This is a genomic window from Neobacillus rhizophilus, from assembly GCF_018343535.1.
In the GTDB taxonomy this organism is placed as follows: Bacteria; Bacillota; Bacilli; order Bacillales; family Cytobacillaceae; genus Neobacillus; species Neobacillus rhizophilus.
In genome coordinates this window covers 13,428-27,971 of the sequence record NZ_JAGYPF010000007.1, presented here as the reverse complement: position 1 = coordinate 27,971, position 14,544 = coordinate 13,428, and the positions used below count along the sequence as shown (strand labels likewise).

General features: G+C 42.6%; 15 protein-coding genes and 1 other annotated feature. Of the genes, 11 read left to right on the top strand and 4 right to left on the bottom strand.

Annotation, left to right across the window (positions count from 1 at the left end; genetic code table 11):
- Window positions 1-503: IS3 family transposase (locus KHA99_RS31090; protein WP_249367009.1), on the top strand; the 503-nt coding region annotated here is incomplete at its 5' end.
- Between the two features lie 64 nt (window positions 504-567).
- On the opposite strand, the gene KHA99_RS28815 is transcribed toward KHA99_RS31090, so the two are convergent.
- Window positions 568-819 (bottom strand): alpha/beta-type small acid-soluble spore protein, encoded by a 252-nt coding sequence (locus KHA99_RS28815; protein WP_213120953.1) that lies wholly within the window; start codon window positions 817-819, stop codon window positions 568-570.
- A 112-nt stretch (window positions 820-931) separates the two neighbouring features.
- Window positions 932-1,148: a binding site (T-box leader), on the top strand.
- A 53-nt stretch (window positions 1,149-1,201) separates the two neighbouring features.
- Between KHA99_RS28815 and argS the strand changes: the two genes are divergently transcribed.
- The 6 genes from argS to KHA99_RS28785 all read left to right on the top strand — a co-directional run bounded on the left by argS (window position 1,202) and on the right by KHA99_RS28785 (window position 6,349).
- On the top strand, window positions 1,202-2,899 hold the full coding sequence (gene argS, locus KHA99_RS28810) for an arginine--tRNA ligase (protein ID WP_213120952.1): 1,698 nt from the start codon (window positions 1,202-1,204) through the stop codon (window positions 2,897-2,899).
- Window positions 2,900-2,969: 70 nt separating this feature from the next.
- Window positions 2,970-3,440, top strand: coding sequence for a DinB family protein (locus KHA99_RS28805; RefSeq protein ID WP_213120951.1), 471 nt, complete (start codon window positions 2,970-2,972; stop codon window positions 3,438-3,440).
- A gap of 95 nt (window positions 3,441-3,535) precedes the next feature.
- Complete coding sequence (locus KHA99_RS28800; RefSeq protein WP_213120950.1) at window positions 3,536-4,732, top strand: MFS transporter; 1,197 nt, start codon at window positions 3,536-3,538, stop codon at window positions 4,730-4,732.
- A gap of 59 nt (window positions 4,733-4,791) precedes the next feature.
- Window positions 4,792-5,310, top strand: coding sequence for a methylated-DNA--[protein]-cysteine S-methyltransferase (locus tag KHA99_RS28795; protein WP_213120949.1), 519 nt, complete (start codon window positions 4,792-4,794; stop codon window positions 5,308-5,310).
- Between the two features lie 383 nt (window positions 5,311-5,693).
- Window positions 5,694-6,035: a DMT family transporter gene (locus tag KHA99_RS28790; protein WP_213120948.1), complete on the top strand. Its 342-nt coding sequence runs from the start codon at window positions 5,694-5,696 to the stop codon at window positions 6,033-6,035.
- Complete coding sequence (locus tag KHA99_RS28785) at window positions 6,035-6,349, top strand: DMT family transporter (protein ID WP_213120947.1); 315 nt, start codon at window positions 6,035-6,037, stop codon at window positions 6,347-6,349. Before KHA99_RS28790 ends, KHA99_RS28785 begins: the two co-directional genes overlap by 1 nt.
- Before the next feature lie 38 nt (window positions 6,350-6,387).
- Here the strand turns inward: KHA99_RS28785 and uptA are convergent, their stop codons facing one another.
- The 3 genes from uptA to mgtE all read right to left on the bottom strand — a co-directional run bounded on the left by uptA (window position 6,388) and on the right by mgtE (window position 9,889).
- Window positions 6,388-6,981 (bottom strand): undecaprenyl phosphate transporter UptA, encoded by a 594-nt coding sequence (gene uptA / locus KHA99_RS28780; RefSeq protein WP_213120946.1) that lies wholly within the window; start codon window positions 6,979-6,981, stop codon window positions 6,388-6,390.
- 143 nt (window positions 6,982-7,124) lie between these two features.
- Entirely contained in the window at window positions 7,125-8,309 is a 1,185-nt protein-coding gene (locus KHA99_RS28775; RefSeq protein ID WP_213120945.1) for an FtsW/RodA/SpoVE family cell cycle protein, read from the bottom strand.
- Window positions 8,310-8,530: 221 nt separating this feature from the next.
- Window positions 8,531-9,889: a magnesium transporter gene (mgtE, locus tag KHA99_RS28770; protein WP_213120944.1), complete on the bottom strand. Its 1,359-nt coding sequence runs from the start codon at window positions 9,887-9,889 to the stop codon at window positions 8,531-8,533.
- 275 nt (window positions 9,890-10,164) lie between these two features.
- Here mgtE and KHA99_RS28765 point away from each other — a divergent pair, with 275 nt between their 5' ends.
- The 4 genes from KHA99_RS28765 to KHA99_RS28750 all read left to right on the top strand — a co-directional run bounded on the left by KHA99_RS28765 (window position 10,165) and on the right by KHA99_RS28750 (window position 14,456).
- Window positions 10,165-10,941, top strand: a complete 777-nt coding sequence (locus KHA99_RS28765; protein WP_213120943.1) for a hypothetical protein — start codon at window positions 10,165-10,167, stop codon at window positions 10,939-10,941.
- A gap of 191 nt (window positions 10,942-11,132) precedes the next feature.
- Complete coding sequence (locus tag KHA99_RS28760) at window positions 11,133-12,209, top strand: D-alanine--D-alanine ligase (protein ID WP_213120942.1); 1,077 nt, start codon at window positions 11,133-11,135, stop codon at window positions 12,207-12,209.
- 100 nt (window positions 12,210-12,309) lie between these two features.
- Window positions 12,310-13,686 (top strand): UDP-N-acetylmuramoyl-tripeptide--D-alanyl-D-alanine ligase, encoded by a 1,377-nt coding sequence (locus KHA99_RS28755; protein WP_213120941.1) that lies wholly within the window; start codon window positions 12,310-12,312, stop codon window positions 13,684-13,686.
- Between the two features lie 80 nt (window positions 13,687-13,766).
- The gene (locus tag KHA99_RS28750) at window positions 13,767-14,456 is read left to right on the top strand and encodes an alpha/beta hydrolase (RefSeq protein WP_213120940.1); all 690 of its coding nucleotides are present in this window, start codon (window positions 13,767-13,769) and stop codon (window positions 14,454-14,456) included.
- Window positions 14,457-14,544: the final 88 nt, after the last annotated feature.

The following is a 14,544-nucleotide window of genomic DNA, read 5'->3' as shown; positions in this document are numbered from 1 at the left end:
GAAATTTTACTTCTTCTAAACCAAATGAAAAATGGGTTACAGATATTACTTATCTGCCATTCGGCCAATCTATGTTGTATTTAAGTACAATCATGGATTTATTTAATAATGAAATAATCGCATACCTAATTAGTACCAGCCAAGATGTGTCTTTAGTGGTAAACACATTAAAAGACGCTGTAGAAGGCCGTGATACGAGTGGCTTAATATTACATAGCGATCAGGGAGCTCAGTATACGTCCCATTCATTTCAAAGAATAGCAAAAGAAAAAGGCATTACCACAAGCATGTCCAGGAAAGGCAATTGCTTGGATAATGCCGTTATTGAATCCTTCCACTCCACCATAAAGTCGGAAGAATTCTACTCTCAAGGAAGAGAGTTTCTTACAAATTCTATTGTAATCGAAAGAGTTGAGAAGTTCATCAATCATTATAATCAAACACGACTTCAGGCAAAATTAAACTACCTGTCCCCTATTGAGTTTAGGGAACAGGCAGCATAAATTGGTGCTTTTTCGTTGTCTCATTTTAATAGGTCAGTTCAAAGTCCCCAGTGCTTTATTTGGGTTATTTTTTGCTTAGGTTTTGCTGAGCCATTTTGACGAGTTCGCGGACCATGCTGCCGCCAAGCCTGCCGCCAACCTTGCCGGCTTGTTCCGAGGTCAGCTTGCCGTTATAGCCTTTTGACAAGGGCACGCCAACTTCTTCAGCTGCCTCGAATTTGGCATCCTCAGGACGCTGTGCCTGCACGACCTTAGCCTTTAACTGATCTAACCCGCCTCTCGCCTCTGGGACAAGTATTTTGTTTCTTCTCGCCATGAAAATCCCTCCTTTATGATTAGAATTTCCATAACGGAAAAATTCATCAAAAACATCTGCAAGGGCTGGATAAATCCGTTTCTTTCCAGTATAATAACCAATAATTAAGCGAATAAATTCGGTGAAAAAGAGAGTAGTTATCTCGGAAGTTCAAGCGAGTCAGGGGTGGTGGAAGCCTGATACGGAGCAGATAATGAAACGCACTTTGGAGAAGCGCCCTTGAAAATAGTAGAGGGTGCCGGAGAATCCTCCGTTAACAAAGATCAAAGCCGGTTCAAGTATGAACAATTAGAGTGGTACCGCGGGAATTTCAAACTCTCGTCTCTTTGTATAGAGACGGGAGTTTTTTGCATTTATATAAAAATGAAGGAGGTCATAGGAAATGAACTTTAAGAAAGAGCTTGCAGAAGTCTTACATCAAGCATTAGAAGGCGAATTAGCCTCCCAAAATATTGAGCAGTTAATTGAAAAACCAAAAAATCAGGACCATGGGGATTTAGCTTTCCCGTGTTTTTCACTCGCGAAACTGAAGCGTAAGGCACCGAATTTAATTGCCCAAGAGTTAAGCGAAAAAATCCAGTCCCCCACTTTTGAAAAAATAGAAGTGGTCGGAGCCTATCTTAACGTGTTTTTAAATAAAAAGCTTGTCGCGGAACAAATCATTAACAACATTATTAATGAAAAGGGCCAATATGGTGCCCATGATTTTGGCCAGGGTGGCAATGTTACCATTGACATGTCATCTCCTAATATCGCCAAACCGTTTTCAATGGGGCACCTGCGTTCAACTGTTATTGGAAATGCCATTGCCTTAATTCTTGAAAAATGCGGCTACAAGCCAATCAAAATCAACCATCTTGGCGACTGGGGCACCCAGTTCGGAAAGTTGATTTCCGCCTATAAACGCTGGGGAGATGAGGAAAAGGTCAAGGCAAATCCAATCAAGGAACTGCTTGCCCTGTATATTAAATTCCATGCAGAGGCGGAAACGAATCCGGCTCTTGAAGACGAAGGACGCGGCTGGTTTAAAAAGCTAGAAGATGGCGACCAAGAAGCGCACTCCTTATGGCAATGGTTCCGTGATGAATCCCTAAAGGAGTTCTCAAGAATTTATCAGCTCATGAACGTGGAATTTGACTCCTATGCCGGGGAAGCTTTTTACAATGATAAAATGGATCGTGTTGTCCAGCTTCTTGAGGAAAAACAACTGCTCGTGGAATCTGACCAGGCCCAGGTTGTCGAACTGACCGAAGAGGAGCTTCCGCCATGCCTAATTAAAAAATCGGACGGTGCGACGCTGTATGCCACTCGTGATCTAGCGGCTGCTATCTACCGGAAAGAAAATTACGACTTCGTACAATCCTTATATGTCGTCGGCCATGAGCAAAGCCTTCATTTTAAGCAGCTGATTGCGGTATTGAATAAAGCTGGCTTCGAGTGGGCCGATAAAATGGTCCATATTCCATTTGGGATGATGTTAAAAGACGGCAAGAAAATGTCGACCCGTAAAGGCAAGGTTGTCCTCTTGGAGGAAGTTTTGAACGAATCAATCGCGATGGCTCGGCATAATATTGAGGAAAAAAATCCAAATCTGGCGGACAAAGATGGAGTGGCCAAGCAGGTCGGTGTCGGTGCAGTTATTTTTCACGACCTAAAAAACAACCGGATGAACGATATTGAATTTTCCTTAGAGGAAATGCTTCGTTTTGAAGGGGAAACAGGCCCTTATGTGCAGTATACATTTGCGAGAGCCAGCTCAATATTACGAAAAGCTGGATGGAAGGCGGAGACAGCACTGGCGGCCGTCTATCAGACTACATGGGAAAACGAATGGAAGGTCATCAGCATGTTAATGGAATTTTCCAACGCCATTAAGCGTGCATGCGAAAACTACGACCCATCACAAGTCGCTAAATACATTGTCGACCTTGCCCAAGTCTTTAATAAATACTATGCCGAAGTTAAAGTGCTGGAGGAAAGCGAGGAGCAAAATGCACGCCTGGCACTTGTCTACTCTGTAACAATCGTTCTTAAAGAAGGCCTCCGTCTCTTAGGAATTGAAGCTCCTGAAGAAATGTAAGAGCATTTTATTTAAATATTGGGAAAAATGGGATAAAATAAAAGGTAGATAATGATTGGAGGGCTAAGGGATGAGTGAGGTATTATTAAAAAGTTTTGCAACCGCGAGGAGTTACTTGTTAAATAATGTAGAGGCGCTGGATGAAAATATTGTAGATATCCAGCCGGAAGGATTTAATAATACAATCCACTGGCATGTGGGCCATGTGTTAACTGTTGCTGAACAATTTATGTTTGGCTTTCCAAAAAAGTCTGCTATTTTACCAGCCAATTATTTAGAGCTATTTGGCAAAGGTACAAAACCGGCCGATTGGAATGGCGAGGTCCCATCTGTTCAGGAATTGACGGCTCAGTTAAAGGAACAGTTTAAACGAATCCAAGAAATTCCAGTTGAGAGTTTTGCAGAGAAACTAAAAGCACCATTTCTTGGCCAAGAAACGTACGGCGAACTGACGAGCTTTGCGATCTTTCATGAATCTATGCACTTAGGGCAAATTGCAGCGATGAAACGAGTTGTCCAAGCGGCTGCTCAAGTAAAATAAATAATAGTGAAATTTCGTTTCTGCTTACTATGTAGAAACGATTTTTCGTTCTATATAGGGAAACATAGAAAAAGAGAGGACGTCTAAAAATCTTTATGGATATTCAGCAGGAAAGACCGAAAGAAAGAATTTGGACAAAGGATTTTGTCCTTATTATATTCGCTAATTTTTTTATCTTCCTTGGATTTCAAATGACATTGCCTACGATTCCGCTTTTTGTTGAAAAACTGGGCGGCAATGACCAGCTAATTGGTTTTGTTATTGGTATTTTTACCTTTTCTGCACTGCTTCTCCGCCCCTTTGCCGGGAAAGCACTCGAGACAAAGGGGAGAGGGTTTGTATATTTATTGGGGTTGGCGATTTTTGTACTATCAGTGGGATCGTTTGGCTTCCTGACAAGCTTTGCCTTCTTATTTGTGATGCGTGTTGTCCAAGGGGTAGGCTGGGGCTGTTCCACCACCGCATCGGGAACCATCGCCACCGATTTAATTCCGGCATCCCGGCGAGGAGAGGGGATGGGCTATTATGGGCTGTCGGGGAATCTTGCCCTCGCCTTTGGTCCGGCGCTAGGCTTGGTTTTAGCCGGGGTATTGAAGTTTGAAACATTTTTTCTAATCTGTTCGGGTTTAGGGCTGATTGCCTTATTATTGTCATCAAGAATAACCTATAAAAAGGTGGAGCCGAGACAGGAAAAGCCAAAGGGGAGGCTTGATTTTTACGAAAAAAGCGCCCTAAAGCCATCGATGCTGATGTTCTTTTTGACCGTTACCTTTGGCGGTATAGCGTCATTTCTCCCTCTTTATACGGCCCAAAAACAGATTGAAGGAATTGAATGGTATTTTCTGATTTATGCCATTGCCTTAATGATTACGAGAACCTTTGCAGGACAGTTATACGATCGAAAGGGGCATCAGGCAGTATATATTCCCGGGACGTTGTTAATTTTAGCGGCGATGTTATTGTTATCATGGCTTCCCAACAGCACTATTCTATTTGCTGCAGCAGGCCTGTACGGCCTTGGCTTTGGCACTGTTCAGCCTGCACTACAGGCGTGGTCCATTGAAAAGACCCCCATTAACCGCAGAGGGATGGCCAACGCTACCTTTTTCTCCTTTTTTGATTTGGGAATCGGTATAGGAGCAATGGTCTTTGGACAAATCGGCCATCTATTGGGCTATAGCAGCATCTATAAAGCAGCCGCATTCTCTGTATTCGTTTCAATGCTCTTGTATGTCTTTTTCATATATAAAGAAAAAATGAATAAGGAAAAACCTAATCGAAGATTTGCTTAGGCAAGTCTTCTTTATTTTTTGTATAATAAACATAAATACAAGGTTCGGGAGCGATTACGATGAGTTTAGGCTTTGCTGTCTATCAGTCCCCAGTTGGAACATTGCGCATTATTGCAGACGAAACGGGTTTGAAAAGAATTGAATTGTTTGAAGAGGACTGGGTTAAGTTTTTGGAAGAAAACCCTGATTTACAAGAGGATACAGCCCTTTGCCAGGAAGCGGTCCGGCAATTGGATGAATATTTCAGCGGCCAGCGCCGTGATTTTGACTTACCGCTTTCCGTCGAGGGGACCGAATTTCGCAGGAAGGTTTGGGATGCACTGCTTAGGATTCCTTATGGTGAAGTTCGCAGTTATGCGGATGTCGCGGAAACAATTGGCAATCCGAAAGCGGTCAGGGCCGTCGGACAAGCCAACCGGGCGAACCAGCTGCCGATCATTATCCCGTGTCATCGGGTAATTGGAAAAGGTGGAAGCCTAACCGGCTACGCCGGCAGTAATACTCCGATTAAACAGCAACTGCTTGAACTCGAAGGCCGCAAAATGAAAGAAGAAGCGCCGCATAAGGTGATGCTCTAGGTTTGGTTTGAGTTTGGTTTGAAATGGTCGAAACTGCTAACCAATTTTATAAATAAATTGTGCTATAATGGCAGTATCAATTAAATAGCTGAAAAGTTTTCTAGGGTTCCGTGGCGCGGGTGCGTGCGCTAGTCTGGTCCGAGAGAAAACGCACAGATTGGATAGCTGTCTAGCTTCAGCGCCTAGGGGCTCGGGGTCACAAGCCAATCCGTCAAGAAGGTTAAAGAACAACCTTCTCGCCGGCTCGTCTTGTGCCTGTCACTCCTGGTCAAGGCGCTTCCGCTTTTCTGTGTACACGGAGGGATAAAAGCCTGGGAGAAACTGCTAATCAGTTATCTCCGGGCTTTTTTGTTTGTTCCGGTATTGGGGAAGGAGTTAATGAAATGAATTTAGATTGGATCAAGGTGTTTTTTGCGGCGTTTTTTGAAGTGTTTTGGGTGGTAGGATTAAAGCATGCTGATAATGTTTGGGAATGGGCCGGTACGGTTGTATCTATAATTATCAGTTTCTACGCTTTAATTGCTGCGGGGAATAAACTCCCTGTAGGTACGGTATATGCAGTTTTTGTAGGATTAGGCACAGCCGGTACGATTATTTCGGATATTTTCTTTTTTGGGGAACCGTTTGATCTAGTAAAAATCCTTTTAATACTCGTGCTGCTGGCAGGAGTGGTTGGCTTGAAATTAGTAACGAAAGATTCTGCTGAGGAAGGGGCTGATTCCTGATGGCTTGGGTTTCACTAATGTTGGCGGGTTTTTTTGAGATGTTTGGTGTTGCGATGATTAACAAAGTGCATAGGGACCGAAACTGGCAATCCTTTGTGTTATTGGTGATTGGCTTCGGCGGCAGTTTCTTATTTCTCGCTAATGCGATGAAAACATTACCGATGGGCACAGCCTACGCCATTTGGACAGGTATAGGTGCATCAGGCGGGGCGTTATTAGGTATGTTATTTTATGGTGAATCGAGGGAATGGAAGAGAATTCTGTTTATTGCCATGGTATTGGGTGCCGCGGTGGGGTTGAAGGTTGTTTCCTAGTTTGCCTTTCATTATCCAAAGAAAACCACTGACAAAGTCTAGTCAGTGGTTTTCTTCGTCTTTTTAATTAAAAAGTAGATAACTCCCAATACAACTGCTGCAATCAGGATTGGCATGACGTATGGCTGAGACGCTTCTTTAATATGCGACCAGTTTGCACCCAATGTCTTGCCCAACACAAGAAACAATATGGTCCACGGGATAATCGCTGCCACGGTATAAAGAGTGAACTTTAGCGCAGACATTTTCGCAATTCCAGCAGGAATGGAAATCGCGTGGCGGACAACAGGGATAAATCTGGCTGTAAAAATGACGCCTACGCCATATTTCTCAAACCAATGCTCCGCTACATCAATATGCTTCTTTTTAATTAGGACATACTTTCCGTATTTCTCCAAAAATGGCCGTCCGCCATAATAGCCCGCCCAATATAAAAACAACTGAGCAAGTGTTCCGCCGATGGTCCCGGCAATTACGGCCCCGACAAAATTAATTTTTCCAAGTGAAATCATGTAGCCGCCATATCCTAAAACGAATTCGCTTGGGATGACTTCAATCATTAATCCCAAAGCAATCCCGAAATAACCTAACTGTGAGAGAAAATCCAATACTGAAAAAATAAACTCTGTCATAGCACACCTTCACTTATGTAAATAATAGTCACTCTAATCAGTTTATAATAGTTTGTCTCATAATGAAATATATATGGTCTTTTTCATCGAGACATTCCATTCAAAAAGAAAAAGCAGCTTAATTGCCGCTGCCTCATAGACAATCAGGAACTTAATGATTTTTCTGTAGAAAACATATAGTTTCGGTGATGATAGCGGATGCTGTAGACAAGACCCATCGCAAACATATTCCCCATCAGCGAACTTCCGCCGTAGCTGATAAAGGGCAGGGGAATTCCGGTAATCGGAAGCACTTGTATCGTCATGCCGACATTCTGGAACACATGAAAGGTAATCATGCAGATAATGCCGGTGCAAACATATGTATTGAACGGCTCATTTGTATCCAGTGCGGTTTTAATTAAATGGTAAATAAGCAAAAAGTACAGTCCGATGAGAACGCTGCCGCCGACAAAGCCGTATTCCTCACCGATCACACTAAAAATAAAATCTGTATGGGCCTCGGGGACATAAACCACCCCATTGCTGAAGCCTTTACCAGATATAAGACCTGACCCGATTGCTTTTAATGACTGCAGCAGATGAAAGCTTGATCCGGATGAATGATTAGCCGGGTCAAGCCAGGAATATATTCGATTGAATTGATAGGTCTCCACAAGGAGATATTTTTCAAGAATTTCCGGTTTATTTAACACAAGATAAAAGATTAGGGCAACAAACGAAGCGCCAACACTGCAAATGGGCAAGATGATTTTCCACGAAATGCCGGAAACAAGGATAACGCCGGCCAAAATCGCCATGATGACCAGGGCTGTCCCTAAGTCTTCAATTACGATTAAGCCAAGCGGCACCCCGGTAATAAGGCCAAGCTTAAGCAACAACAGCAGGTCGGTCGTCAGCGTTTTTTCAATATACTTTTCATGATGAGCGGCCACTGCCCGGCTTAAGGCCAAGATTAAAAAGATTTTGACGAACTCTGAGGGCTGGATGGTCCCAATGCCTTTAATTACAAACCAGTTTTTCGAGCCATTCCTTTCGGGTGCAATACTTGGCGGGGCAACCGCTAACAGGATTAGCAGGAAAATCCCAAAGCCATATAGAACCCAGGCAAGTTTGCGGTACTGATAGCTGTCGAAAAGAATGGATCCCAAAACAATGGCAGCGCCGACTACATACCAAAAGACCTGCATAATCAGGAAATTCCGTTCCCCGTATTGACCGGTCGATTGGGCACTGTAAATTGCTAGGCAGCTGATAAGAAAGAAAAGAAATAATAATAATGTTAATGTCCAATCAAAACGGTCAGCTTTTTTTATCTCTGTATCCATAGACCACACCTTATTTTTAGCAATTATTTAAGCTAATCAGAATTTATGTTCATAAATTCTGAACGCATAATTTCAACTACGCCTCTGTCTTCGTCCTAACGGACTTGCCAATCGGTGAGTTTCCATTTATATCAGACTAACAAAGAAATGGTAAGCCCACAACAACATAGGCAAAATCTGTCATATTATTTAACGATTTTAACAAAGAAAAAGTTTCAGTATCACATTAAATAATGAAGAAACATCGTCGCTATCCCGAAATAAGTGAGTAGGGAAAAAATATCATTTAAGGTGGTAATCAGCGGCCCTGAGGCCACTGCAGGGTCAATTTTTATACGGTAAAGAATGATCGGAATGATGGTCCCGGCAAGCGTTCCGATGATTAGAGTGAAAAACAGTGAGCTGCCGACTACAAATCCTAACGTCAGGCTTCCCTGCCAAATATACGCAATGACAGATATTAATATCGCACACGTTGCGCCAATGGAAATTCCAACTCCGAGCTCCCTCATGATTAAACGAAAGATGACCTTTTTATCTATATCGTGAGAGATTAGTCCTCTGACAACGACAGCAAGTGATTGCGTTCCTGTGTTACCGGTCATTCCGGCAATCATCGGCATGAAAAAGGTCAGGGCAACAACCTGCTTAAGGGTATCCTCAAAGCTTGAAATAATGCGGCCAGAAATAAGCCCAATGAACAGCAGCAGGATAAGCCACGGAAGCCTGCGCGCTGCAGCAACGAGCGTTTTCGTATCAAAGTCGATCGCTTTACCTGATGCAGACAGCTTCTCGATATCTTCATTTGCTTCCCTAATTACGACATCGATGACGTCATCAACCGTAATAATCCCGAGTAGCACATGATCATCATCGACAACCGGTACAGAGATAAAGTCGTAGCGTTCAACAGTCTTGGCCACCTCTTCTTGGTCTGTTGTGACGGTAACAGAAATAACCCGTTCAAACATAATGTTGTCAATCCTGTCGCCTTCACCGGCCAGCAGTAAATCGCGGTAGGATACAACTCCCACCAGCTTGCTTTCTTCATCAATGACATATAAATAATTCAGCGTTTCCGCAAACTCGGCAAACGATTTAAGCTTATCAACTGCTTCCCTGACGGTATAATAGTTGCGAATCCAAACAAACCGGTTCGTCATAATTCTTCCCGCTGTTTCAGGTGGATAACTCATGATATCCTTGACGGCATTAGATTCCTTTGTATCCATTTCCGAAAGGAGGGAATCTATTTTTTCAGGGGACAATTCATGCAGAAGCGTGGCCAAATCATCATTGTCCATTAAATCCAGGACCTTGCTGGATTTCTCAATCCCTAGCATATTCAACAATTCAAGCTGCTCGGATTTTTCCAGCTCTTCCATCAGGTCGGCAAGAAGATCATATTTTAAATGAAGTAGAAACCGGCTCTTTTGCTTTTCTGGCAACTCCTTGTAAATCGCCGCGACATCGTAGGGCTGAAGTTCATCCAGAGCAGCTTCGAATTCCGCCTTTTTATTTTCAGTTAATGTTTTGATAATATATAAACTTATTTCCTCATGCGTCATATCTTTAACCAAGGTTGATCACTCCTTTCCTAGACCAGATCGCTATAAATTAAATAAGGCGGGAAAACATAGAATAGTCAATATGGTTAATCCATAGTATACGTCATTATGGGTAATACCTTTAGGTTAAATCATTAATCAAATATTATTATTTGTAAAAGAAATGAAATAAGCTATTTTTCCTATTTTTTGATAAAATGAGGAGGTATTGTCTATAAGCATTTGGAAGTTTCATGGAAACTGGGACTGATAAAATATAAAACGTGTTTGAACGGAGGAGTTTGGCGTTGAAAAAGCATCATCAAGACATACGGGACCTTATTTATTTACATTTAAATCAATCAGACCAGTATGTTTTATCCTATGGGATTGAATTCGCAGAATTTGCGGCAGCTTTTTCCGGGTCTTTAAATCACCTGCTGTTACTTAAGCACCGCTATGATGATGCTGATTTTAACATGCACACACTGCTCGAGTACTGTCCGGAAGAAGGAATAAACAAATTGGCTGCGGATGATGTTTACGGTTACGGAGATTTCTGCTGGATTGATTTTCTAGAAGAAGATGTCTTAAATGAACTTTCTGGGCAGGAAATGGCGGAATTATTATACTTAGGCCACCATAAACAACACTTGAAAACCCCGTTCTACAATAAATTGGGCAACCGTTTCGTTTATTTAGCTCATGATGACGGCTGGTTTAATAAAACATATTACCGCAGCTTCAAGGATTTTTTCCATTTACTAAGTGAAGTGGTTTCCGATAAGCTGGGGGAAATAAAACCGGAAAAATCGCTGCTTGGACTTCGCAAAAAACGGACATACACGCCGGTAAATAAGGAAATTCTGCTGTCCTTGACGCCGTTCATCAAGGAAGGAATTTGCATTTCGTTTAGGGATGCGGACGCTCAGCGGACCCGAATTGAAATTCCGATATGGGTGATTGGCGACTATGCCAATATGGATGATATGTATGAGGAATATCAATATTTAAGGACAAAGCCTTATCATGCAAAAATTATTTTTGACAAAAAGACAAAAGAATGGAAACTTAACGTTGTTTGAGGCTGACCTAAAAGTCAGCCTCATTTTGGCATGTTATGATGATTTGATTTCTGGAAGATTGACACGAAACAAACAAACTATGGGCTTCATAAGATAATGAGAAAAACATGAAAACTTAATATACCGAATTTCCTTTCTGAATAAAGAAAGTGATAAAATAAAATGTGAATGAAAAGATGGAGGTTTTCAGCATGAAAACAAAATTAGGATTGCTTTACGGAGGAAAATCTGCAGAGCATCAGGTGTCATTACAAACGGCTCTTGCTGTCATGAGAGCATTAGATCTTGAAAAATTTGAAATTCATCCAATTTATATAAATGTTGAAGGCCGCTGGATTAAAGGTCCGCAGCTGATGGAACCGGCTGAAACAGTAAAGGAACTGGAATATTCCGCTGACAGTCAAGTGCCAGCCGCTTTATCGCCTGCTCTATTCCAATCAGAGAACCAAGAGAACGCTGCGCTTGATGTCATTTTTCCGCTTTTGCATGGGCCGAATGGGGAAGATGGAACCGTTCAAGGGTTATTGGAAATCCTAAACCTGCCGTATGTCGGGAACGGTGTTTTGGCTTCAGCAGCCGGCATGGATAAAGTCGTCATGAAAAATATATTTGCACAAGCAGGTCTTGGGCAGGTAAACTATGTTTCTTTTATTAAGAATGAATGGCAGGGCGCCAAAGAAGAAGCTTACGAACAGGTGGAGAAGGAGCTTGGCTATCCATGCTTCGTAAAGCCGGCCAATCTTGGCTCAAGCGTTGGAATTAGCAAATGCCGCAACCGGGCTGAGCTTGATATTGCATTTTCAGAAGCTTTCCAATTTGACCGAAAAGTCATTATTGAAGAGGGTGTCACTGCCCGCGAAATCGAGATTGCTGTTCTTGGCAATGATGCACCAGAATGCTCCGTTGCCGGAGAAATTGTCCCGAAAAAGGACTTTTATGACTATAAGGCAAAATACGAAGATGGGGAAACGGCGTTGATTATTCCTGCGGAGATACCTGAGGATGTATACACAGTAATGAAGGACATGGCAATTCGTTCCTTTAAAGCGCTCGACTGTTCGGGATTGGTCCGGGCTGATTTCTTTTTAACGCAAGATGGCAAGGTGTTAATTAATGAGGTGAACACGATGCCAGGCTTCACGCCATTTAGCATGTTCCCACTGCTCTGGAAGCATACTGGAATAGAATATCCGCAATTAATTGAGCGGCTTGTGGACCTAGCCAAAGAAAGGCACGCCGAAAAGCAACAGATTAAATATACTTTTTAACAGCAAAGGCCAGCGCCAGCTTAGGATAAAAAACAAATTTGACACGGCTGTTTTTGCCGTGTCCATTTTTATAAATAAGACATAAGAGGAGGAGTTAATCATGATTAAACGATCATTAAAGCAGATTGCCGTAATGGTCTCTGCGCAAAATGATATCCCGTCAGAACTTGACATAATGATTACCGGTGTAACGATTGATTCCAGAAAAATCGAACCGGGCAACTTATTTGTTCCGTTTAAAGGTGAAAAGGTAGACGGCCATAAATATGTGGAAGAAGCCATCAAGAAAGGGGCCGGCGCGGCGCTCTGGCAAAAGGATGTTCCGAATCCGCCGCAAGGACTGCCATTAGTGATTGTTGATGACTGCCTCGCGGCTTTGCAGGAATTGGCGCGCAAATATCGGAAGGAATTGTCTGTTAAAGTAGTGGGAATTACCGGGAGTAATGGAAAAACAACAACAAAGGACATGACCGCAAGTTTATTGTCACTTAAATATAAGGTCCAAAAAACCGAGGGTAACTACAACAATCATCTCGGTCTACCTTTAACAGTGCTTGGCTTAAATGAAGATACGGAGATAGCCGTTCTTGAAATGGGCATGAGCGGGCGCGGTGAAATTGCATTTCTTACCAAACTGGCCTGTCCGGATGCTGTTGTCATTACAAACATCGGTGAATCCCACCTGCTTGACCTTGGATCAAGAGAGGCGATTGCTGAAGCCAAACTTGAAATTCTTCAGGGACTTCGGAAAGGCGGACTGGCTGTACTCCATGGTGATGAGCCGCTGCTGATGGAGCGTATTCATCAATTTAAAGGAGATGTTCAAGTTCAAACCTTCGGCAGAAGCGATACGAATGATTTATTTCCAACTGAAATTACCCAGCTTGAACAGGGGAATAGGTTCAAGATTAATGCTTCTGATAAAACCTTTGACCTGCCGGTTTTAGGGACACACAATATTTTAAATGCACTCGCGGCGATGCTGATTGCCCGATATTTTTCCGTTTCCTTTGAAGAAATAACGGAAGGATTAAAAACAACCAAACTGACGAATATGCGGATGGAGCTTGTGGAAGGGAAGCATGGTGAGAAAATCATTAACGATGCTTATAATGCAAGCCCTACGTCTATGATGGCGGCAATTGAATTAGTGTCCAACCTTCAGGGCTATGAGCGGAAAATCCTCGTTCTCGGCGACATGCTCGAGCTTGGGCCACAGGAGGAGCAGTATCATTTGCAAATAGGCGAAGGTTTAAATGCTGACAAAATTGAGTTCCTGTTCACCTATGGACAACTTGGCAGCCATATCGCTTCGGGGGCAAGAAAGGTATTGAGTGATGAACGAGTTTTTGACTTTCTTGATAAAGAGGAATTAATTCAGTCGTTAAAGAAATATCTAAATGGGCAGACTCTCGTGTTAGTTAAGGCATCGAGAGGAATGAAATTGGAGGAAGTTGTCAAGGCACTGCAAAAATAAGAATTAGCCGAGCGGTTATTTGAGTCTCTTGCAGACCAGATGTTACTCCGCTTTTGGCCATTGGGGCAGGTGACATACGGATGATAGGCTGCTTGTGCATTCACGGCTTTACGGGCGCCCCATATGAAGTGGAGCCTTTGGTGGAGTATTTAAAGAACCGTACAGATTGGGTTTTTCGTGTTCCTACGCTGCCGGGGCATGGTGAAACCCTTCGTTTAAAAGGAGTTCATTACCAGGAATGGATCCGCCATGCTGAGGAAGAATTAAAGGAACTTCTAGAAATTTGTGATGAGGTGTATGTCGTTGGTTTTTCAATGGGCGGCTTGATTGCCAGCTTTCTTGCAGCACATTATCCTGTGGACAAGCTCATTTTGCTTAGTGCAGCTGCCTACTATATTCATCCCAAACAACTAGCGGCTGATGTAAAGATGTTTATTAAGGATATATTTACCGGCAGCATCCGGAATAATGAGCTGTTTCTGCGCTATAAAAGGAAAATAACCGAGACTCCGCTTGCGGCAACACTGGAATTCCGCCGGCTTGTTACCTATATTAGGCCGATGCTTAATCAGGTAAATGTGCCGACCTTTATCGCCCAAGGAGAATCTGACGGGATTGTTCCGCCGAAAAGTGCTGAATATCTTTATCGGACCATCGGGGCAAAGGAAAAAAAGATTATTTATATAAAGGAATCAAAACATCATATTTGTCACTGTGGAGAGCGTAAGGTCCTATTTTCTCAGGTGCTTGATTTTTTGGGTAATTCCTAAATGATAAGGCATGAACCATCCAAACTTTATTTGCATAATACTATTGATAATGTTATCATTAGTAGCAATGTGTCTAAAGATTGGTGAA